Source organism: Arthrobacter sp. 05N33_2, assembly GCF_056397425.1.
In genome coordinates, this window is the sequence record NZ_JBFTNJ010000001.1 from 531,844 (window position 1) to 550,834 (window position 18,991).

Below are 18,991 nucleotides of genomic sequence, written 5' to 3' on the forward strand. Positions count from 1 at the left end.
CTGATGGCCGAGTCGAGTCCGGCGGGCTCCGGCGGCGGCCCCGGGGTTTTCGCGCCGCCGCGCGACGGCAGCCTGCTCATCCGGGGCGGAATCGGCGGGGTGAGCTTCCAGTTTGAGGAGCTGCTGGCGGGTGCCGCGGCACTGGACGGGCTGGTGCGGCAGCTGCAAATGGTTGAGGCGGAGGCCGACACCGTCCGGCGGGCACTCTTTCCCTACCAGTCCGACTCCTACACCAGCGGCAGCAACGCCATCATCGCTGTGGGGGAGGCCGGCCGGGAGGTCGGACGCGTCCGGTCCCAGCTTCAGCGGATCGGCGACGACGTCCGCGCCAGTCACCGCGAATACGAATACGCCGAAGCCCGGAATGCCCTGCTGCTGCGGATGGGACTGCACGGCTCCGAGTACGGCGCAGCACCGGAGCCCTTCGCCCTGCCCGGGGTGCGCGGCACTGTTGAAGGCTGGGTCGCCATGGCGCCCCGGAATCTCGCCGTGCTGCTTGGCCTGCCCTGGCCTTTGGCCGCCGTGGCCAGCGCCCTGGCCGGGCCCGCTGACGTCCGCCGCCTGGTGCGGGACGCCTCGGAAGCGCCGGGGCTTGTGTTCCTCAAGCCCCGCCCCGTCAGCATCGTGGGCCGGGAGACGTTTACGGCCGACGTCGACCTCTCACCGGCCGGGCTGCTGCGGCGGGCCGGGGCAGTGGGAGAGCAAGGCGGCCGGATCGAGGTTATCGAGGTCGACGGCGGTTCCCGGCCAGCGTGGGTGGTGATCATCCCCGGAACCCAGCAGGGCGCCCTGCCGGAAGGAACCAACCCCTTTGACCCCGCCGGAATCGCCGAGGCCCTGGGCTATGACTCGGCGTCGACGGCGCAGGCCATCAGGGAGGCGTTGCGGCAGGCCGGGGCCGAGGCCGGCGATCAGCTCGTGGCCGTCGGCTACAGCCAGGGCGGGATCCACGCGATGAATCTCAGCAAGGACCGTGCTGTCCTGGCCGAGTACGACCTCAAGTTCGTGCTGACCGCGGGCTCGCCGGTGGGCGGAATCAGCCCCGCGCCGGGGATCCGCAGCCTGCACCTGGAACATGAGCAGGACTGGGTGCCGGGGGCGGACGGACTGGCGAACCCGGACACCAGGGACCGGGTGACCGTGACCCTCACCAACCCGCTGGCGGTGCCGCCGCCACAGGATTTCGGCCTGGGTCCCGGGCACCGGTTGGAGAATTACGCTGACGGGGCCGCGCTCGTCTCCGCGAGCCGGGACAACACCCTGCAGGACTCCACCGCGGCACTGGCCGCAGTGGTGGGGACCGGAGGGGCGGCGTCGGTGACCAGGTTCTCGCTCCGGCGCGAGGCCCGGCCGGAACCGCGGGCAACGCCCGCAACCACTTCGGGCACGCCGCGCGGCACGGGCGCTTCTAACGATCGAGGGCAGGAAGGAAGCTCGCCACGAGGGACACCAGACTGATGATGATGGCGGCGAACACGGCAGTCCAGAAGAACGAGTCGATGGTGAAGTGCACGGTGGTGTAGCTGCTGATCCAGGAGGTCAAGTAGAGCATCGCGGCGTTGATGACCACGGTGAACAGGCCCAGGGTGAGGATAGTGATCGGCAGCGAGAGGAGGCTGACAATGGGCTTGACGAAGGCATTGACCAGACCGAAGATCAAGCCGATGAACAGGTAGCCCAAGATGATGCTGATGGTGCCGTCACTCTGGGTGGAAATATCCAGTCCGGTGAGGATCCAGCAGGCGATTGCAAGGGCCAGCCCGTTGATGATGACTCGTACGATGATTGAGCGCATGGCCCCATGCTGTCATACGCCCGGCGGCGACGGCAGGGACCATATTCCCCATGTCAGCAACGGCTATCCCCTACGGACAGCAATCGGCTCCCGCAACTGCGGCAGCGACCCGAAGTAGGCTAGTTGGCATGACTTCATCAGAGAATCCGGCCGGGGGCATCAGGCCCCGTCCGGTGGTAGACCTCCTCCCCCGCTACGCGGCCGGAAAACCCCCCGTCCCCGTGGAAGGCCTGACCAGCTACAAGTTGTCCTCCAACGAGAACCCGTTGCCCCCGATCCCTGCAGTGCAGCAGGCCATCGCGGCGCAGACCGATTTCAACCGCTACCCCGATCCGCTCAGCAGCAGGCTGCGTGAAGCGCTCGCCCGCTTCCTGGATGTTCCCGCCGAGGACATCGTCACGGGCGCCGGCAGCCTGGGCGCCCTGAACCAGCTGCTGACCACCTTGGCCGGCCAGAACGACGACGGCAAGGCCGACGAGGTCATCTACGCCTGGCGCTCGTTCGAGGCCTACCCGATCTGCGTCGGACTGGCCGGCGCCGAGAGCGTCCGGATCCCGCTGACATCCGACGGGCGGCATGACCTGGACGCCATGGCCGCCGCAGTGACTGCGCGGACCCGGATGATCCTGCTGTGCACGCCCAACAACCCCACCGGACCCATCCTGACGGCCGAGGAAACGGAGCGCTTCATCCATGCCGTTCCGGCCGACGTCGTGGTGGTCATTGACGAGGCCTACCAGGAATTCGTGCGCGCCGGCGACGCCGTGGACGGCATCGCCATGTACCGCAAGTACCCCAACGTCGTCGTCCTGCGGACCTTCTCAAAAGCGCACGGCCTCGCCGGACTCCGCGTGGGCTACAGCGTCTCCAGGCCCGAACTGACGCAGCACCTGCGCGTCAGTGCCACCCCCTTCGCCGTGTCCCAGATCGCGGAAACGGCAGCCGTGACGTCGCTCGAGCACTTCGCCGATGTTGTAGAAAGGGTACAAAGCCTGGTGGACGAACGGGACCGGGTCACGGCGGGACTGCGTGAGCTCGGGTGGTTCGTCCCGGAGGCCCAGGGCAACTTTGTCTGGCTCAATCTGGGCGAAAACAGCGCGGAATTTGCCGCCCTGGCGGCGGAACGGGCGCTGTCCGTACGGGCCTTCGGCAACGAGGGCGTCCGGGTCAGCATCGGCGAAACGGAAGCCAACACCCGTTTCCTGGAGCTCTGTGCGATCTATACAAAACCGCCGCGGCGTTCCTAGCGCTTAACACTGCGCGCTCAGGCCGCCCCTTGCGGATAAAGTAAGGACCAGTAAGCCAAAATATATGCCGGACCTGGAATGTATTCCTGGTCCGGCATATATCCCAGCGATTGCGGCGCATTCGGATGCGGCAAGCAAGGAGACGGTATGGGCGCCACACATCTGCCCTCTACCGAGTTCGACGGAACCGGGATGGATGACCAGCTCGAAGCGGAGGCCGAGGCCCAACTGGGTGCCCCGGCCGAGCCGATGGTGCAGTTGCTGGACCCGGACGGCACCCTGGGCTCGGACCCGGTTTTCTCAAAATACGCCGAGAAGCTGGACCCGGGCACCCTGCGCGGCTTCTACGCGGATATGGCCAAGATCCGCCGCTTCGACGTGGAGGCCACCGCCCTGCAGCGGCAGGGCCAGCTGGCCCTGTGGGTCCCGCTCACCGGACAGGAAGCCGCCCAGATCGGCTCCGGACGGGCCAGCCAGCCGCAGGACTACATCTTCCCCACCTACCGCGAGCACGGCGTGGCCCTGACGCGAAACGTGGACCTGGCCGAGCTGCTGCGCCAGTTCCGGGGCGTCTCCAACGGCGGCTGGAACCCGAAAGACACGAACTTCCACCTCTACACGCTGGTCCTGGCCGCCCAGACCCCGCACGCCGTCGGGTACGCCATGGGCATCCAGCGGGACCAGAAACTGGCGGCCGCCAACGCCGTCGCCAGCGGTGAGGCGGGACAGGCCGTGGAGCCGAACGCCGCCGTCATGGTGTATTTCGGCGACGGCGCCAGCTCCGAAGGGGACGTCCATGAATCCATGGTGTTCGCCGCTTCCTACCAGGCGCCCGTGGTCTTCTTCTGCCAGAACAACCACTGGGCCATCTCCGTGCCAAGCTCCGTGCAGACCCGCATCCCGCTCGCCAACCGCGCCAAAGGCTACGGCTTCCCCGGTATCAGGGTGGACGGCAATGACGTGATCGCCGTCCACGCCGTCACGGAATGGGCGCTGGAGCGGGCCCGCGAGGGCCATGGGCCCGTACTCATCGAGGCGTTCACCTACCGGGTCGGGGCGCACACCACGGCCGATGACCCCACCAAATACCGCGCATCCGCCGAAGAAAGCCTCTGGCGTGCCAAGGACCCGCTGGCGCGGCTGGAGAAGTATCTCCGGGCCCAGGGCCTCGCGGATGACAGCTTCTTCGAGCAGGTCAAGGCCGACGGCGACGAGCTCGCCGCCTATGTCCGCAAGACCACCCACGACCTCGAAAACCCGGACATCCGGACCGCCTTCGCCAACACCTATGTGGAGGCCCACCCGCTGGTGGCCGAGGAACTGGCCTGGTTCGAGGAATACAGCGCAGGGTTCGCCGACGAGGCGTCCGCCGATGAGGCACGCACAGCCGAGACAGACAGGGCGGCCCGCTGATGACCACCATGACCATTGCGAAAGCCATCAATGAGGGCCTGCGGGCCACGTTGAACAACAACCCCCGCTCGCTGCTGATGGGCGAGGACATCGGGGCCCTTGGCGGCGTCTACCGGGTCACCGACGGGCTGATCGCCGAATTCGGCGCCGACCGCGTGGTCGATACCCCGCTGGCCGAATCCGGCATTATCGGCACCGCGATCGGCCTCTCCCTGCGCGGCTACCAGCCGGTCTGCGAGATCCAGTTCGACGGTTTCGTGTTCCCGGGGTTCAACCAGATCACCACCCAGCTGGCCAAGATGCACTCGCGCAGCAACGGCAACCTGACCGTTCCCGTCGTCATCCGGATCCCGTACGGCGGCGGCATCGGCTCCATTGAACACCACTCCGAATCGCCGGAGGCACTGTTCGCCCACACGGCCGGGCTGCGCATCATCACCCCCTCCAATCCGCACGATGCCTACTGGATGATCCAGCAGGCCGTCGACTGCCAGGATCCCGTGATCGTCTTCGAGCCCAAGCGCCGCTACTGGCTCAAGGGCGAGGTCGACACCGAGACCCCGGGCGCGTCCGCTGACCCCTTCAAGGCGCATGTGCTCCGCGAGGGCACCGACGCGACCGTCGTCGTCTACGGCCCGCTGGTGCCCGTGGCCCTCGCAGCGGCCGAGGCCGCCGCCGAGGACGGCCACAGCGTCGAGGTGATCGACCTCCGTTCCATCTCGCCGATCGACTTCGACACCGTCACGGCCTCGGTCCGGAAAACCGGCCGGCTGATCGTGGCCCACGAGGCCCCCACATTCGGCGGCATCGGCGGCGAAATCGCCGCGCGGATCAGCGAGCGGGCGTTCCATTCACTGGAGGCCCCCGTCATCCGCGTCGGGGGATTCCACATGCCCTATCCCGTGGCCAAGGTCGAAGAAGACTACCTGCCGGACATCGACCGCATCCTTGAGGCGCTCGACCGCGCCCTGGCGTACTGACGAGGACCCATGACGCTCAACAAGTTCAACCTTCCCGACGTCGGCGAAGGGCTGACAGAGGCCGAAATCGTCGCCTGGAAGGTCAAGGCCGGCGATACCGTGGCCGTCAACGACGTCCTGTGCGAGATCGAGACGGCCAAATCCCTGGTGGAACTGCCCTCACCGTTCGCCGGGACCGTCACGGAACTGCTGGTGCCCGAGGGAGTCACGGTGGATGTCGGCACGCCGATCATCAGCGTGAGCGACGCCGTCGACGCCCCGGCGCCGGCCGCCGCGGCACCCGCCCCGGCGCCCGTAGCCCAGGAGCAGGCTGCCGCCGCGCCCATGTACGGCACGCTTCCGGCTGATGACTCCGACGCCGGCGAACCAGCCGGGCGCCCGGCCGGCGGGCCGCTCGTGGGCTCCGGCCCCAAGGCCGACGCCGTCAAGCGCCGGCGGCGGATTTCCGCCCCTGCGGCAGCCGGCCACGACGCCCCGTCCGCCGCGGCAGCCACCGGCGCTGCCGCCCCGGTGGTGGAGCAGGTGGGGGTGGAGGCCCACGACATATGGATCAACCCGGACGCGGCCAGCCGCCCTGCCGACGCGGCCGCGGGCCCGGCCGGCTCCGTTGAGGCGCGCCCCACCTTCGGCGGTGCCATCAGCGGCCTGGTCGGCAAGGTGCTGGCCAAGCCGCCGGTCCGCAAGATCGCCCGGGACCTCGGGATCAACCTGGCCGATGTCGTGCCTACCGGCGCCCGCGGTGAAGTGACCCGCGAGGACCTGGTGAGCTACCAGGCCCAGCGGGACGCCGAGGTGGACAAGGCGGACTCGTTCTGGGGCAAATCCGGCCGCCCGCAGGACCAGCGGATCGAGCGGATCCCGGTCAAGGGAGTCCGCAAAGCCACCGCGAAGGCCATGGTCGAATCCGCGTTTGCCGCGCCGCACGTCAGCATCTTTGTCGACGTCGATGCCAGCCGCACCATGGAATTCGTCAAACGCCTCAAGGCCTCCCGCGACTTCGAAGGCATCAAGGTCTCCCCGCTGCTGATCCTGGCCAAGGCGGTCATTTGGGCCGCGGCGCGAAACCCGAGTGTCAACGCAACGTGGGTGGACAACCCGGACGGCAGCGATTCCGCGGAGATCCACGTCAAGCACTTCATGAACCTGGGCATCGCGGCCGCCACGCCCCGCGGGCTGATGGTGCCGAACATCAAGAACGCCCAGGACCTCTCGCTCAAGCAACTGGCCCTGGCCCTGAACGAGCTCGCCACGACTGCGCGGGCCGGCAAGACCCAGCCTGCCCAGATGCGCGGCGGCACGCTCACCGTGACCAACATCGGCGCCCTCGGGATCGACACCGGAACGCCGATCATCAACCCTGGCGAGGTCGCCATCGTGGCGTTCGGCACCATCAAGCAAAAGCCCTGGGTCCTGGACGGCGAAGTCATTCCGCGCTGGATCACCACCCTCGGCGGCTCCTTCGACCACCGTGTGGTGGACGGCGACCTTTCGGCCCGCTTCATGGCCGACGTCGCCGCCATCCTGGAAGAGCCGGCCCTGCTGCTGGACTAGCCGGCGAAACCGGCCGCGAAACCGCAGAACCCCGCCGCTGAACCTTTCAGCGGCGGGGTTTCTCAGTGTTGGGGTTTCTCAGTGGCCAGCCTGGCCCGGGCCGCTCAGTTTCCCGAGTATGCGGTCAGGATCTGGACCAGCGCGGGATCGCCGCTCATGCCGGCGAGGGCGGCCGAGGCGGCAAACATCAGGCCCGCGAGCCCCGCGCAGCACGCGCTGATTCCCGTCAGGAACTTCCAGTCCTCACGGAACACGCTGCGCAAGGTGTCGGGCATGCGCAGTCCCGGGGCAATCAGGTTGGGTGCGCTGTCCGTCGATCCGTCGTCCAGGAACGCGACAACGCGACCGGCACCGCGGTCCACGCGCATGGCGCTGATGTGGTTGCCGTGCCGGGCCAGCAGGATGTCGTGGCCAACCAGCTGTCGGCGCTGAAGAGTGATCATGGGGCTCCCTTGGTAGGTGGGTTCTCGGACGTCCGCACCATCGCAGGGCACCTCCCATTTTACTGAGCCGGTCCGCGCCGGGCGGCCCGCTGGGCGGTGAGGCTGCCCACGACAGAGGGTGATCCTCATCAAGTCCGGACACGGCCACGACCGGACACAGCCAAGTCCGCGCCCTCCTGTCCCGCGGCTACGCCCGGCACTAGAGTGGCACCAGCCGCCGACAGCCCGGGCGGAAGCGGATCAAAGGAGATGTTGCGTGTTTTCAAGCCCGTACCCCGACGTCGATGTTCCCAACCTCGGCATTTACGACTATCTCTTCGGCGCTCTGGCAGAGGAGGACCTGGACCGGGTCGCCGTCGTCGATGGCGCCAGCGGTGCGGAGACCACCTACCGGGCGCTGCGCGGGCAGATCGACGCCCTCGCCGGTGCCGTCGCCGCCCAGGGCCTGGGCGTGCACGGCGTGGCCGCCATCCTGTGTCCCAACGTCCCCGCCTTTGCGACCGTCTTCCACGGCCTGCTCCGGGCAGGCGCAACGGTCACCACCATCAACGCCCTTTACACGGCCGACGAGATCGCCACCCAGCTCACCGACGCCGGCGCGGACTGGCTCTTCACCGTATCGGCGCTGCTGCCGGCCGCCCGGGAGGCCGCCGAAAGGACCGGGATCCCTGCCTCACGGCTCGTGGTGCTTGACGGCGCCGACGGCCACCCCTCGCTGGCCGACTTGCTCGCCTTGGGCGCACCGGCACCCCGCGTCTCGTTCGATCCCGCCACGCATGTGGCCGTGCTGCCCTACTCCTCCGGCACCACCGGCCGGCCGAAGGGGGTCATGCTCAGCCACCGCAACCTGGTCGCCAACGTGGAACAGGCCAGGGGTCTGCTCGACGTCGGCCCCGAAGACCGGGTCCTGGCGCTGCTCCCGTTTTTCCACATCTACGGGCTGACCGTGCTGCTGAACCTCGCGCTGCGCCAGCGGGCAAGGCTTGTGACCATGCCCCGGTTCGACCTGCCCGAGTTCCTGCGGATCATCCAGGACCACCGGTGCAGCTACCTGTTCATCGCGCCTCCCGTGGCCGTGGCGCTGTCCAAGCACCCGCTCGTTGCCGAGTACGACCTCGGCTCGGTGCACACCACCCTTTCGGGCGCGGCACCGCTGGACGGCGAACTTGGCAAGCGCCTGGCCGAACGCCTCGGCTGCCAGGTCCTGCAGGGCTACGGCATGACCGAGATGAGCCCGGTATCGCACCTCATTCCGCGCCAAAGTCGCGATGGGCTCAGGGTCCCCGTCAGTTCCGTCGGGTATACGGTGCCGAACATGCAGTGCCTCCTCGTGGACCCGGCCACGGGGGAGGAGATCCCGGTTCCCGCGGAAGGGACCAGTGCGCCGGGGCACCTGTTGTGCCGCGGGCCGAACGTGATGCTCGGCTACCTCAACCGGCCGCAGGAAACCGCGGACACCCTGGACGCGGACGGCTTCCTGCGCACCGGGGACATCGCCACGGTACGGGCGGACGGGGTGGTGACGGTCGTGGACCGGCTTAAGGAACTGATCAAGTACAACGGCTACCAGATCGCCCCGGCGGAACTGGAGGCGCTGCTCCTCACCCACCCCGGCATCGCCGACTCCGCGGTGGTCGGTTCCCTCGACGCCGACGGCCAGGAAGTGCCCAAGGCGTTCGTGGTCCGCCAGCCGGGCGCGGACGGCGATGCCTTGGACGTGGCGGGCGTCATGGACTTCGTGGCGGCCCGGGTGGCGCCGTTCAAGAAAGTCCGACAGGTCGAGTTCATCGAGGCCGTGCCGAAATCCGCCTCAGGAAAAATCCTGCGACGGATGCTTGGGTCTGCAGGCTCAGACACCGGCCAAGCCGCCGTGCCAGCAGCGGCACCGAAGCAGCGGTAGCGCCTCAGCCAGCGTCGGTTTTGGCGATGTAGACGTCACAGGGGGCGTTGTGGGCCACGCTGTTCGCAACGCTCCCCAAGACCCGGCCGATTCCGCTCATGCGCCGGTTGCCGACCACGATCATCAAGGCACTGGTCCGTTCGGCTTCCCGGATCAGGGCCTCGGCCGGCTTGCCCCGCGCTGCGGCGTACGTGACGGTGATGTCTGGGCGGCGCAGGCCTTCCGCGACCGAGCGCGCAACCGTTTCCGCGTTGCCGGCGTCGGAAACGATCCACTGGTCACTGCCGCTGCCGAAGACCTGTGTCTTGTCGCTGTCAAAGGCGCTGACCACATGAAGTGTCGCCCCCACGGAAACTGCGAGGTCGCGCGCGGTGTGCGCCGCCCGCAGGGCAGTTTCACTGCCGTCGACGCCGACAACGATTATTCCGGTCATGGACCGCTCCTCTTTCAACGAGTAATGCTGTTTAGTGTGTCTGGCCGATCAACTGGCCCAGCGCGCCCCAGTCGAGGCCCCGCAGTGGATCCTGCCGCTGTTCACGCTACAGGGCGGCCAGGGCTTCCCGCAGGACCGGCGCGAGCCGCCGCACACCCTCGCGGATCGATTCGGGCGGCACCGCGCTGAACGCCAGCCGGATCTTGTTCGACGGGTCGTCCGAGTTTGTAAAGGCCGCTCCCGGAATGAAGACGACGCCGGCGTCGATGGCCTTCCTCAGCAGCGGGTAAGTATCCACGCCGTCGGGCAGCGTGACCCACACGAAGAAGCCGCCCTCGGGGCGCGTCCAGGTCAGTCCCTCCGGCATGTAGTCGGCCAGGGCGGCCAGCATTGCCTCGCAACGTTCCTGGTATAGCCCCCGGTACGTCTCGATCTGGCCGCGCCAGTCGTAGTCGCGCAGATAGGCCGACACCAGCATCTGGTTCAGCGTCGGCGGGCACAGGGTGACGGCCTCCGACGCCAGGTAGTACCTGCGCTGCAGGTGGGCCGGGACCAGGGCCCAGCCGATCCGCAGGCCCGGGGCGAAGATCTTGGAAAAGGACCCCATGTAGATGACGTCATCCGGGTTGGCCGCCCGCAGGGGGGTGAGCGGCTTACCGTCGAAGCGGAGCAGGCCGTAGGGGTTGTCCTCCAGCACCAGAATATTCGCGCGACGGCATATATCCACCACGGATTGCCGGCGTTCCGCGGACAGGGTGATGCCGGACGGGTTGTTGAAGCTGGGAATGGTGTAGAGGAACTTGACGTTCTTGCCCGCGGTCTGGAGGGCGGCGATCTTTGCCTCCAGCAGATCAGGGATGATGCCGTCACCGTCCATCGGCACCGTTTCGACCTCCACCTGGTAGGCCTCGAAGGTGTTGAGGGCCCCGACATAGGTGGGGTCCTCCACGAGGACCACGTCGCCGGGATTGCAGAAAACCTTGGTGGCCACATCCTGCGCGGACTGCGAGCCGGCCGTGATGACGATGTTCGCGGGGTCGGCGTCCAGGATCCCCTCTGCCGCCATGACCTCGCAGATCTGGATGCGGAGCTCTTCAGTGCCTTGGCCGCCGCCGTACTGCAGGGCGGTCATCCCCTGCTCGGCGATGATCTTGGCGGCGGTCTGGCCCAGGCGTTCCAGCGGCAGGGACTGCAGGTAGGGGCTGCCCCCGGCGAGGGAAACGAGCCCGGGGCGCATCGAGATGTCGAAGACATCCCGGACGGCCGACTGCTTGATATTTGCTGCGCGCTCCGAGAACAGGATCTCGTGGCGGTGGGCGGACGTAGCCGCACGTTCGATTGCGTCAATGGCCTCGGCCGGAAGTACTGCTGCGGCGGCATCAAGTGTTTCGTGGGTCACAAACCCAAGGATACTACCCGTGTTGTCTTGGGGGAAACGATTGTTTCCAGATAATGCCCGGGCCGAAAGCGACCGGGCTGCTCCGGGCGGCCCGAGGCCCCCGGCAGCCGTGTGCTGCCGGGGGCCCGGGAGGTATCTGGAGCGGAGTGCGGGGTGCGGAAGCTTACGCCGCTTCCGCAGCGGGAGCCTCGGCCAGCGCGTCGAACACGCCCTTGATCTGCTCGACAACTTCGGCGTCGTCCTTGGGGTGAACCTCGGCGAAGCGGACCATCGAGCCCGGGACTGCCAGCTTGACGTTTTCGAGGACCTGGGCGCCGGCGATGCCGACGGCCTTGCGGGCCTCGTCCTGGGCCCATACGCCGCCGAACTGGCCAAAGGCGGTTCCGACAACCGCGGTGGGCTTGCCGGACAGGGCGCCTGCGCCGAAGGGGCGGGACAGCCAGTCGATGGCGTTCTTCAGCGATGCCGGGACGGTGCCGTTATGCTCCGGGGTGACCAGCAGGATGGTGTCGGCCTCGTTGGCGGCGGCCCGCAGGGCGGCGGCGGCCGCGGGCACCTGGCCTTCGACGTCGATGTCCTCGTTGTAGAAGGGGATGTTGCCCAGGCTCTCGTGAATGACCACGTCCACCTGTTCCGGGGCGTTGAGCGCGATGGCCTCGGCCAGCTGCAGGTTGGTGGAGCCTGCGCGAAGGCTGCCGACGAGAGTGAGGATGGTCTTCTTGGACATGTGTACTCCTGTGCATCACGCCGCGGGGTGATTCCGGCGGCTGGTGGATCGTGAGGCTTTGGGGGCCTTCACCAATCCTAAACGGACTGCGGTCCGGTTATATTCCGGGGCGCTAGAATCAGCGGTGTGAGCCTCATCCCGATCCGTCCCGGTGCCCAGTCCGGGGCAGGGCGCCCCGCCGCGCCCGCCGCAGAATCAGCGCGCAGCGACGCGATGCGCAACAGGGAGCTCCTGCTCTGCGCCGCCCGGGAAATCGTTGAGGAATCCAGCGTCGACGCCCTCACCATGGACCGGCTGGCGCAGCGCGCCGGAGTTGGAAAAGGGACGGTCTTCCGGCGGTTCGGCAGCCGTGCGGGGCTGATGATGGCGCTCCTTAGCGACGCCGAGGCCGAATTCCAGGGCCGGTTCATGTTTGGGCCGCCCCCGGTAGGTCCCGGCGCGCCGCCCCTGGAGCGGCTGATCGCCGTGGGCGCCGCCCGCATTGACTGGATCCTGGAATTCGGGGAGCTGGCGCGGGCCGCCGACGCCTCGGTCTACAACAGGTTCGATGTCCCGCCGGCCGTCCTCTGGCGCCGTCATCTCGAGATGCTGCTGCGCGAAGCCGGCGTGACGGCGGACCCGTGGGTCATGGCGTCGGCCCTCGGGGCGTCGCTGGAGCCGGAACTGTTGCTTCATTCCGTCGGCGTGCACGGGATTGCGCCGGAGCGCCTTGCGGACACCTGGCGGGAGCTTGTCACGCGCGTAGTGTGCGGCTCCTAGCGGCGCAGCCGGTTCCGTGGTCCAAATCCATTCCACGGAGTTATTCATAACGATCTGTAGCGAAGCCGCCGTGTCGCGGCCCGTGAGAGCCCGGCGGAGCCCGGCTAATGTGATAGCTTCCTCTGGAATGTGACCCGCAACATAGCCCACAAGGGCTCAGCCGCAAGGCATGCGGGCGGCCGGAAACCAGCTGGCCCATACTCCCGAACCGGCTGCGGAACCCGCTGCCGGATGGGGACGACGGAAGGATCGACGTTGTGAATAATCTTGTCCCTGGCACAGGCGGGCCCGCCCGTGCGGCCGCAGCCGTGACGCACGGATCTGCTCAGGCAACGGCGATCCAGAACTAGCCGCTCCATGCTTCGATATCTCGCCAAACGTGCGCTCACGTATGTCTTCATGATCTTCCTGACCACCAGTGCCGGCTATCTCCTGGCTGTGAGCACGCTGCAGCCGGCGCTGCTTGAGCAGGAGCGGATTCCGCGGCCCACGCCCGAGCAGGTGGTCAATTCCTTCCGACTCAAGGGGCTCGATCCCACCCTCAACCCGTGGGAGCGCTACGTCGACTGGCTCACCGCCATTCTCACCCGCTGGGACTGGGGACGGAGCCCCAACGGTGCCTTCATCAACGCCGAGTTCGGCGACCGGGTCTGGATCTCAACCCGGCTCTTCCTGGCCTCGATCATCCTGACCCTCGTGATCGGCGTCGCCCTCGGCGTCTTCACCGCGGCCCGGCAGTACAAGGCCTCGGACCGGGCCATCACCTCGTACAGCTACCTCATGTACATCGTCCCCGCACCGATCGCCTACTTCCTGGTGCAGCTGGGCGCCATCAACATCAACGAGTCGGTCGGGGAGCGGGTCTTCTTTGTCACCGGCATCTCCACCCCGGGTCTGGACGGCGACGGCTGGGCCCAGTTCGTCGACATGCTCGCCCACTACGCCGTGCCCACGTTCGCCATCACGATTGTGGGCTGGGGCGCGTACCAGATCGCCCAGCGCCAGTATCTGCTGGACAACGTCAACGCCGACTTCGTCAGGACGGCGCGGGCCAAGGGCCTGACCCGCAACCAGGCCATCAGCCGGCACGCCCTGCGGGTGTCCTTCATCCCCGTGGCGCAGAGCATTGCGTTCACCATCCCGGCCATCTTCGCCGGCGGCTTCTTCGCCGAGAAAATCTTCGCCTGGCACGGCGTCGGGTCCTGGTCCATCGATTCAATTGCCCTGCAGGACGTCAACGCGGCCACCGCGACCCTCGCCTACGGCTCCGTCATCTTCGCGGTCGGAGCGATCCTCGCCGACTTCGCCACCACGCTCGTGGACCCGAGAGTGCGGGTGCAGTAATCATGACCAACCTCAACACGATTGACCCAGCCGCCGTCCTGGACGAAGGAAAGTTCGGCGACGACGAGGTCGTGATCGGCAAGTCGCGGATCATCCTGCGGCGCTTCCTGCGCAACCGGACAGCCGTCGCCGGCCTCGCCATCTTCCTGGCCCTGACCCTCTTCTCCTTCATCGGCGGCTTCTTCGGCAGCTGGGACAAGGAGACCATCGACCCCTTCAACATCGGCATGCCGCCCTCCGCGGAGCACCTGCTGGGCACCTCCCAGGCCGGGATCGACCTCTACGCCCTGACCGTCGAGGGCACCAGGGTCTCCATCCTGATCGGCGTCGTCGTCGGCCTCGTCTCGGTGCTGATCGCCGCCGTCTACGGCTGCACCATGGCGTTCTTCGACCGCAAGGTGGACAAGGTCATGCTGTTCATCCTCGAAGCCCTGATCATGATGCCGGCCCTGCTGGTTGTCGCGGTGGCCACGAGCGGCGGCGCCAACGGCCTGAAGAACACCGTCCCGAGCTGGCTGCTGCTCATCATCGTGCTGCTGGTCTTCAGCTGGATGGGGACCGCACGTCTCATCAGGTCCCTGTCGCTCTCCCTCATGCAGCGTGACTTCGTCAAAGCCTCCCAGTACATGGGCATCCCGCCGCGCCGGATCGTCTGGCGCCACCTCGTGCCGAACATCGGCTCCCTGCTGGTCCTGGAAGTCACCCGCGGCGTCACTGGAGCCATCCTCGCCGAGGTTGCGTTCTCCTTCATTGGCATCGGCATCAAGGTCCCCGACGTTAGCCTGGGCGTCCTGATCGGCCAGTCGACCTCCCAGGTTTCCACCTTTCCGTGGATGTTCTGGGCGCCCCTGATCGTGATGTTCCTGCTGACCGGCTCGCTCGCCATGATGAACGACGGCCTCCGCGACGCGTTCGACCCCAGCTCCAGCTCCGTTGGCCGCGCCAAGAGGAGCAAGGCCACTGGCCGCGCCACTGGCAACGCCACCGGCGGCGCCACCGGCAAGACACAGAAGAAGAGCAAATGACCAGCAACACCACCGCACGGGACACCGCGCAAGGGACCGCCGAGCGCCTCCACTCCGCCGGGCTGCACGCCCCCACGAGCGCGGTCCTCTCCGTCCGGGACCTCAACGTCCGCTTCAACACGGAAAACGGCGTGGTGCACGCGGTCCGCGGTGTCGACTTCGACGTGATGCCCGGCAAGACGCTGGGCATCGTGGGCGAGTCCGGCTCCGGCAAATCCGTCACGTCCATGGCGATCATGGGCCTGCTGCCCGCGACGGCGGAAATCACCGGTTCGGTCCGGCTGCAGGGCAAGGAGCTCCTGGGGCTCAGCGACAAGGCCATGTGCCGCCACCGCGGCAGCGACCTCGCCATGGTGTTCCAGGACCCGCTGTCCTCCCTGACCCCGGTCTACACGGTCGGCACCCAGATCATAGAGGCCCTGACCGTCCACAACCCGACCATGAGCAAGCAGGCCAAGGAGGCACGCGCCGTCGAACTCCTGGGGTTGGTCGGCATCCCCAGCCCGAAGGACCGGCTCAAGGCCTTCCCGCACGAGTTCTCCGGCGGCATGCGCCAGCGCGTCATGATCGCCATCGCGATCGCCAACAACCCGCGGGTTCTGATCGCCGATGAGCCGACGACGGCGCTGGACGTCACCATCCAGGCGCAGGTCCTCGAGGTGCTCCACGCCGCCCAGGAGGAGACCGGCGCCGCGGTCGTCATGATCACGCACGACCTCGGCGTGGTCGCCGGCATGGCGGACGACATCATGGTGATGTACGCGGGCAGGCCGGTGGAGACCGGCAGCGTCGATGACATCTACTACAGCCCGCGGATGCCCTACACGATGGGCCTGCTCGGTGCGGTCCCGCGCGTGGACGTCGCGGAAAAATCGTCGCTGGTGCCGATCGACGGCATCCCCCCGAACCTCACCCAGCCGCCCACCGGCTGTTCGTTCGCGCCGCGGTGCCCGCTGGCCAGTGAGGCCTGCCTCGACGGCGAACCTGACCTTCGGGCGGTGGCGCCCGGCACCGGGCACAGCGCCGCGTGCATCAAGAGCGAGGCCCTCGCCGACGTCGATGTCCACACTGTTTTCGCCGTCCCGGCCGTGCCGGTATCCCGCTTTGACAGCCTTCCCCGGCACGAACGCAAGACTGTCCTGGAACTCCGCGACGTCAGGAAGCACTTTCCGCTGATGAAGGGCGCCCTGATCAAGCGCAGGATCGGCACGGTGAAGGCCGTGGACGGGCTGAGCTTCGATATCCGTGAGGGCGAGTGCTTCTCGATCGTGGGGGAGTCGGGCTGCGGAAAGACCACCACCCTGCTGGAAATCATGGAGTTCCACAAGGACCAGGACGGCGAGGTGGTGATCGGCGGGCTGAGCAACAAGCAGGCCGCGGACGCCCGGGCCAAGAGCGCCATGCGCAAGGAACTGCAGATGGTGTTCCAGGATCCCACCGGGGCACTGGATCCGCGCTTCACCGTCTACGAGGTCCTGGCCGAGCCGATGGAAAACCTGGGCATGCCCAAGGCTGCCATCCGGAAGCGGATCATGGAGCTCATGGAGCTGGTGGGCCTGCAGGCGGACCACGTCAACCGGTTCCCCAACCAGTTCTCCGGCGGCCAGCGCCAGCGCATCGGCATTGCCCGCGCCCTCGCGGTGAACCCCCGGCTGGTGGTCCTGGATGAGCCCGTCTCCGCCCTCGACGTATCGGTGCAGGCCGGCGTCATCAACCTCCTGGACAAGCTCCGTGCCGAACTCGGCCTCAGCTACCTCATGGTGGCCCATGACCTCTCCGTGGTCCGGCACATCTCCAACCGCGTTGCCGTCATGTACCTGGGCAAGATCGTGGAGATCGGCGACGTCGACGCCGTCTTCGACAACCCCCGCCACCCCTATACCCGTGCCCTGCTCTCCGCGATCCCGGTACCGGATCCGGAGCTGGAGCGCACCCGCGAGCGGATCATCCTCCAGGGCGACCTGCCCTCGCCGCTGGAAGCGCCGGCAGGCTGCAACTTCGCCACCCGCTGCCCCGTGTTCGCGGCCCTGCCGCCGGCCAGGCAGGAGAAGTGCCTGACCCTGGAGCCGGCCCTCGAAGCGTCCGCCACCGACCAGCAGTTCGCCTGCTTCTACCCGGACGGCGAACTGGACGCGGACATGCTGGTTGTCCACGAAAACCACTGAATCACCGGACCAGCACACTACCCGAGAACCCACGCATCACACTCGCATGAAAAAATGAAGGGGATCACATGAAAAATCGGACCAGGATCGGCGGCCTCACCGCCGTCGTGGCAGCCCTCGCGCTGACCGCTTGCGGCAGCGGTGGCGCCTCAACCACCGCCCAGAGCGCCAAGGCACAGGATGCCTCCGGCGACCTGAGCAAGCTGGTCAGCGTCAACGCCAAGAAGGCCGCCGACCTGCAGCAGGGCGGTACCGTGACGCTGCCGCTGGGCAACATCGGACCGGACTTCAACGGCTTCTCCAACGCGGGCAACTCGGCGGACAACACCGAACTGCACTACCCCATCGACGAGGCCGGCTACGTGGGCTGCTGGAAGCTGGACTTCGACGGCACCGCCAACCTCAACAAGAACTTCTGCGAAGACTTCAAGAGCGAGGTCAAAGACGGCAAGCAGACCATCACCATCAAGATCAACCCGAAGGCCGCCTACAACGACGGCACCCCGATCAACGCCGCCACGTTCGAGAACACGTGGAAGATGCTCAATGGCCAGAACAAGGACATCGACATCGTCAGCTCCGGGGCCTACGAGTTCATCGACTCCGTCAAGGCGGGAAGCAGCGACAAGGAAGTCGTTGTCACCACCACACAGCCGGTGTACCCGCTCAGTGACATGTTCGGCGGCTTCATCCCGCAGACCGTGAACACTCCCGAAATCTTCAACACCGGCTTCACGGGCGAACTGCACCCCGAGTGGATGGCAGGCCCGTTCAAGGTCGACAAGTTTGACTCCGCCGCGAAGACTGTCTCCCTCGTGCCGAATGACAAGTGGTGGGGCGAGAAGCCGGTCCTGGACAAGGTGATCTTCCGCCAGTTGGAGGCCAGCGCCGAGATCGCCGCCTTCAAGAACGGCGAAATCGACATGGCCGACGGCCGCACGCTGACGAAGTACAAGCAGCTTGAAGGCTCCAAGAACTCCGAGGTCCGCCGCGGCCAGCGCCTCTTCGCCGGCGGCCTGAACCTCAACGCCCTCAAGGCCCCGCTCACCGACGTCGCAGTCCGCAAGGCAATCTTCACCGCCGTGGACCGCCCCGCCATCCGCGCCGTCCGCTTTGGCGGACTGAACTGGGAAGAGAACAGCTCGGGCTCCATGATGCTGATGCCGTTCTCGAAGTACTACCAGGACAACTACCCGGTCAAGGAAACCGGCGCCGACGCGGCCAAGAAGGTCCTGACCGAGGCCGGCTACAAGGCCAACGCCAAGGGCATCATGGAAAAGGACGGCGTCCCGGCGTCGTTCAAGATCACCAACTTCGGTGACGACCCCACCGGCCTCGCCACCGTTCAGACGCTGCAGAAGCAGCTTCAGGCGGCCGGCATGGACGTTGGCATCGACCAGCGCGGTGACGCCGACTTCGGCAAGGTGGTTGGCAGCCGCGACTTCCAGCTCACCATCAGCGGCTACACGGTAGGCGCCGACGCCACCTCCGGCGTGAAGCAGTTCTACGATTCCAAGACCAACGAGAACGAACTCGGCGACGCCGAACTGGACAAGGCCATCAAGGACCTTGCCTCCATCCAGGATGACGCCCAGCGCAACAAGGCCGCCATGGACGTCGAGAAGAAGCACATGGAGAAGTACTTCTCCATGGGCGTGATCATGAACGGCCCGCAGATCTACTTCGCCCGCACGGGCCTAGCCAACTACGGTGCGGCCCTGTTCCAGACCCCGGACTGGAGCGTCGTCGGCTGGCAGAAGAGCTAGTCCCGGCAAGCACCACGCACTAACAAGCAGCACGGCCGAGGCCG

The 18,991-nt window shown here is 67.1% G+C and carries 16 protein-coding genes; 11 read left to right on the top strand and 5 right to left on the bottom strand.

Annotated elements, in window-relative coordinates; translation table 11 throughout:
* Positions 1-3: 3 nt before the first annotated feature.
* Positions 4-1,458 carry a hypothetical protein gene (locus tag AC1DHX_RS02480; RefSeq protein ID WP_476859606.1) on the top strand — a complete coding sequence of 485 codons (1,455 nt, stop codon included), beginning with the start codon at positions 4-6 and terminating at the stop codon, positions 1,456-1,458.
* Here the strand turns inward: AC1DHX_RS02480 and AC1DHX_RS02485 are convergent.
* Positions 1,409-1,795: a phage holin family protein gene (locus tag AC1DHX_RS02485; RefSeq protein WP_028277592.1), complete on the bottom strand. Its 387-nt coding sequence runs from the start codon at positions 1,793-1,795 to the stop codon at positions 1,409-1,411. The genes AC1DHX_RS02480 and AC1DHX_RS02485 overlap by 50 nt on opposite strands.
* Positions 1,796-1,923: 128 nt before the next feature.
* Here AC1DHX_RS02485 and AC1DHX_RS02490 point away from each other — a divergent pair, with 128 nt between their 5' ends.
* From AC1DHX_RS02490 to AC1DHX_RS02505, 4 genes are all read left to right on the top strand, one after another.
* A complete protein-coding gene (locus AC1DHX_RS02490; protein WP_476859605.1) occupies positions 1,924-3,042 on the top strand; it encodes a histidinol-phosphate transaminase in 1,119 nt (372 codons plus the stop codon).
* A 147-nt stretch (positions 3,043-3,189) separates the two neighbouring features.
* Positions 3,190-4,455: a pyruvate dehydrogenase (acetyl-transferring) E1 component subunit alpha gene (gene pdhA / locus AC1DHX_RS02495; protein WP_476859604.1), complete on the top strand. Its 1,266-nt coding sequence runs from the start codon at positions 3,190-3,192 to the stop codon at positions 4,453-4,455.
* The gene (locus AC1DHX_RS02500; protein WP_090582226.1) at positions 4,455-5,435 is read left to right on the top strand and encodes an alpha-ketoacid dehydrogenase subunit beta; all 981 of its coding nucleotides are present in this window, start codon (positions 4,455-4,457) and stop codon (positions 5,433-5,435) included. The genes pdhA and AC1DHX_RS02500 overlap by 1 nt, the downstream gene beginning before the upstream one ends.
* A gap of 9 nt (positions 5,436-5,444) precedes the next feature.
* The gene (locus tag AC1DHX_RS02505) at positions 5,445-6,986 is read left to right on the top strand and encodes a dihydrolipoamide acetyltransferase family protein (protein WP_476859603.1); all 1,542 of its coding nucleotides are present in this window, start codon (positions 5,445-5,447) and stop codon (positions 6,984-6,986) included.
* A gap of 104 nt (positions 6,987-7,090) precedes the next feature.
* Here the strand turns inward: AC1DHX_RS02505 and AC1DHX_RS02510 are convergent, their stop codons facing one another.
* On the bottom strand, positions 7,091-7,429 hold the full coding sequence (locus AC1DHX_RS02510) for a hypothetical protein (RefSeq protein WP_476851437.1): 339 nt from the start codon (positions 7,427-7,429) through the stop codon (positions 7,091-7,093).
* 256 nt (positions 7,430-7,685) lie between these two features.
* Here AC1DHX_RS02510 and AC1DHX_RS02515 point away from each other — a divergent pair, with 256 nt between their 5' ends.
* Positions 7,686-9,329: an AMP-binding protein gene (locus tag AC1DHX_RS02515; RefSeq protein ID WP_476859602.1), complete on the top strand. Its 1,644-nt coding sequence runs from the start codon at positions 7,686-7,688 to the stop codon at positions 9,327-9,329.
* Positions 9,330-9,333: 4 nt separating this feature from the next.
* Here AC1DHX_RS02515 and AC1DHX_RS02520 read toward each other — a convergent pair whose 3' ends face one another.
* From AC1DHX_RS02520 to AC1DHX_RS02530, 3 genes are all read right to left on the bottom strand, one after another.
* On the bottom strand, positions 9,334-9,762 hold the full coding sequence (locus AC1DHX_RS02520) for a universal stress protein (RefSeq protein ID WP_476859601.1): 429 nt from the start codon (positions 9,760-9,762) through the stop codon (positions 9,334-9,336).
* A gap of 106 nt (positions 9,763-9,868) precedes the next feature.
* Positions 9,869-11,161 (bottom strand): aminotransferase-like domain-containing protein, encoded by a 1,293-nt coding sequence (locus tag AC1DHX_RS02525; protein WP_476857699.1) that lies wholly within the window; start codon positions 11,159-11,161, stop codon positions 9,869-9,871.
* Positions 11,162-11,324: 163 nt separating this feature from the next.
* Complete coding sequence (locus AC1DHX_RS02530; RefSeq protein ID WP_018775397.1) at positions 11,325-11,888, bottom strand: NAD(P)H-dependent oxidoreductase; 564 nt, start codon at positions 11,886-11,888, stop codon at positions 11,325-11,327.
* Positions 11,889-12,014: 126 nt separating this feature from the next.
* On the opposite strand from AC1DHX_RS02530, the gene AC1DHX_RS02535 reads away from it, so the two are divergent.
* The 5 genes from AC1DHX_RS02535 (at position 12,015) to AC1DHX_RS02555 (ending at position 18,947) form a co-directional block, all read left to right on the top strand.
* Complete coding sequence (locus AC1DHX_RS02535) at positions 12,015-12,647, top strand: TetR/AcrR family transcriptional regulator (RefSeq protein WP_476859600.1); 633 nt, start codon at positions 12,015-12,017, stop codon at positions 12,645-12,647.
* Positions 12,648-13,004: 357 nt separating this feature from the next.
* On the top strand, positions 13,005-13,991 hold the full coding sequence (locus AC1DHX_RS02540) for an ABC transporter permease (RefSeq protein WP_028277582.1): 987 nt from the start codon (positions 13,005-13,007) through the stop codon (positions 13,989-13,991).
* A 2-nt stretch (positions 13,992-13,993) separates the two neighbouring features.
* Positions 13,994-15,016: an ABC transporter permease gene (locus AC1DHX_RS02545; protein WP_476859599.1), complete on the top strand. Its 1,023-nt coding sequence runs from the start codon at positions 13,994-13,996 to the stop codon at positions 15,014-15,016.
* The gene (locus AC1DHX_RS02550; RefSeq protein ID WP_476859598.1) at positions 15,013-17,181 is read left to right on the top strand and encodes a dipeptide ABC transporter ATP-binding protein; all 2,169 of its coding nucleotides are present in this window, start codon (positions 15,013-15,015) and stop codon (positions 17,179-17,181) included. Before AC1DHX_RS02545 ends, AC1DHX_RS02550 begins: the two co-directional genes overlap by 4 nt.
* 68 nt (positions 17,182-17,249) lie before the next feature.
* Positions 17,250-18,947, top strand: a complete 1,698-nt coding sequence (locus tag AC1DHX_RS02555; protein ID WP_230006921.1) for an ABC transporter family substrate-binding protein — start codon at positions 17,250-17,252, stop codon at positions 18,945-18,947.
* Positions 18,948-18,991: the final 44 nt, after the last annotated feature.

Excerpts from the sequence above, each read along its gene's own strand:
- AC1DHX_RS02490 (WP_476859605.1), top strand. The coding sequence starts at position 1,924 with ATGACTTCATCAGAGAATCCGGCCGGGGGCATCAGGCCCCGTCCGGTG.
- AC1DHX_RS02550 (WP_476859598.1), top strand. The coding sequence starts at position 15,013 with ATGACCAGCAACACCACCGCACGGGACACCGCGCAAGGGACCGCCGAG.
- AC1DHX_RS02505 (WP_476859603.1), top strand. The coding sequence starts at position 5,445 with ATGACGCTCAACAAGTTCAACCTTCCCGACGTCGGCGAAGGGCTGACA.
- AC1DHX_RS02530 (WP_018775397.1), bottom strand. The coding sequence starts at position 11,888 with ATGTCCAAGAAGACCATCCTCACTCTCGTCGGCAGCCTTCGCGCAGGC.
- AC1DHX_RS02485 (WP_028277592.1), bottom strand. The coding sequence starts at position 1,795 with ATGCGCTCAATCATCGTACGAGTCATCATCAACGGGCTGGCCCTTGCA.
- AC1DHX_RS02500 (WP_090582226.1), top strand. The coding sequence starts at position 4,455 with ATGACCACCATGACCATTGCGAAAGCCATCAATGAGGGCCTGCGGGCC.
- AC1DHX_RS02540 (WP_028277582.1), top strand. The coding sequence starts at position 13,005 with ATGCTTCGATATCTCGCCAAACGTGCGCTCACGTATGTCTTCATGATC.
- AC1DHX_RS02480 (WP_476859606.1), top strand. The coding sequence starts at position 4 with ATGGCCGAGTCGAGTCCGGCGGGCTCCGGCGGCGGCCCCGGGGTTTTC.
- AC1DHX_RS02520 (WP_476859601.1), bottom strand. The coding sequence starts at position 9,762 with ATGACCGGAATAATCGTTGTCGGCGTCGACGGCAGTGAAACTGCCCTG.
- pdhA (WP_476859604.1), top strand. The coding sequence starts at position 3,190 with ATGGGCGCCACACATCTGCCCTCTACCGAGTTCGACGGAACCGGGATG.
- AC1DHX_RS02510 (WP_476851437.1), bottom strand. The coding sequence starts at position 7,429 with ATGATCACTCTTCAGCGCCGACAGCTGGTTGGCCACGACATCCTGCTG.
- AC1DHX_RS02555 (WP_230006921.1), top strand. The coding sequence starts at position 17,250 with ATGAAAAATCGGACCAGGATCGGCGGCCTCACCGCCGTCGTGGCAGCC.
- AC1DHX_RS02545 (WP_476859599.1), top strand. The coding sequence starts at position 13,994 with ATGACCAACCTCAACACGATTGACCCAGCCGCCGTCCTGGACGAAGGA.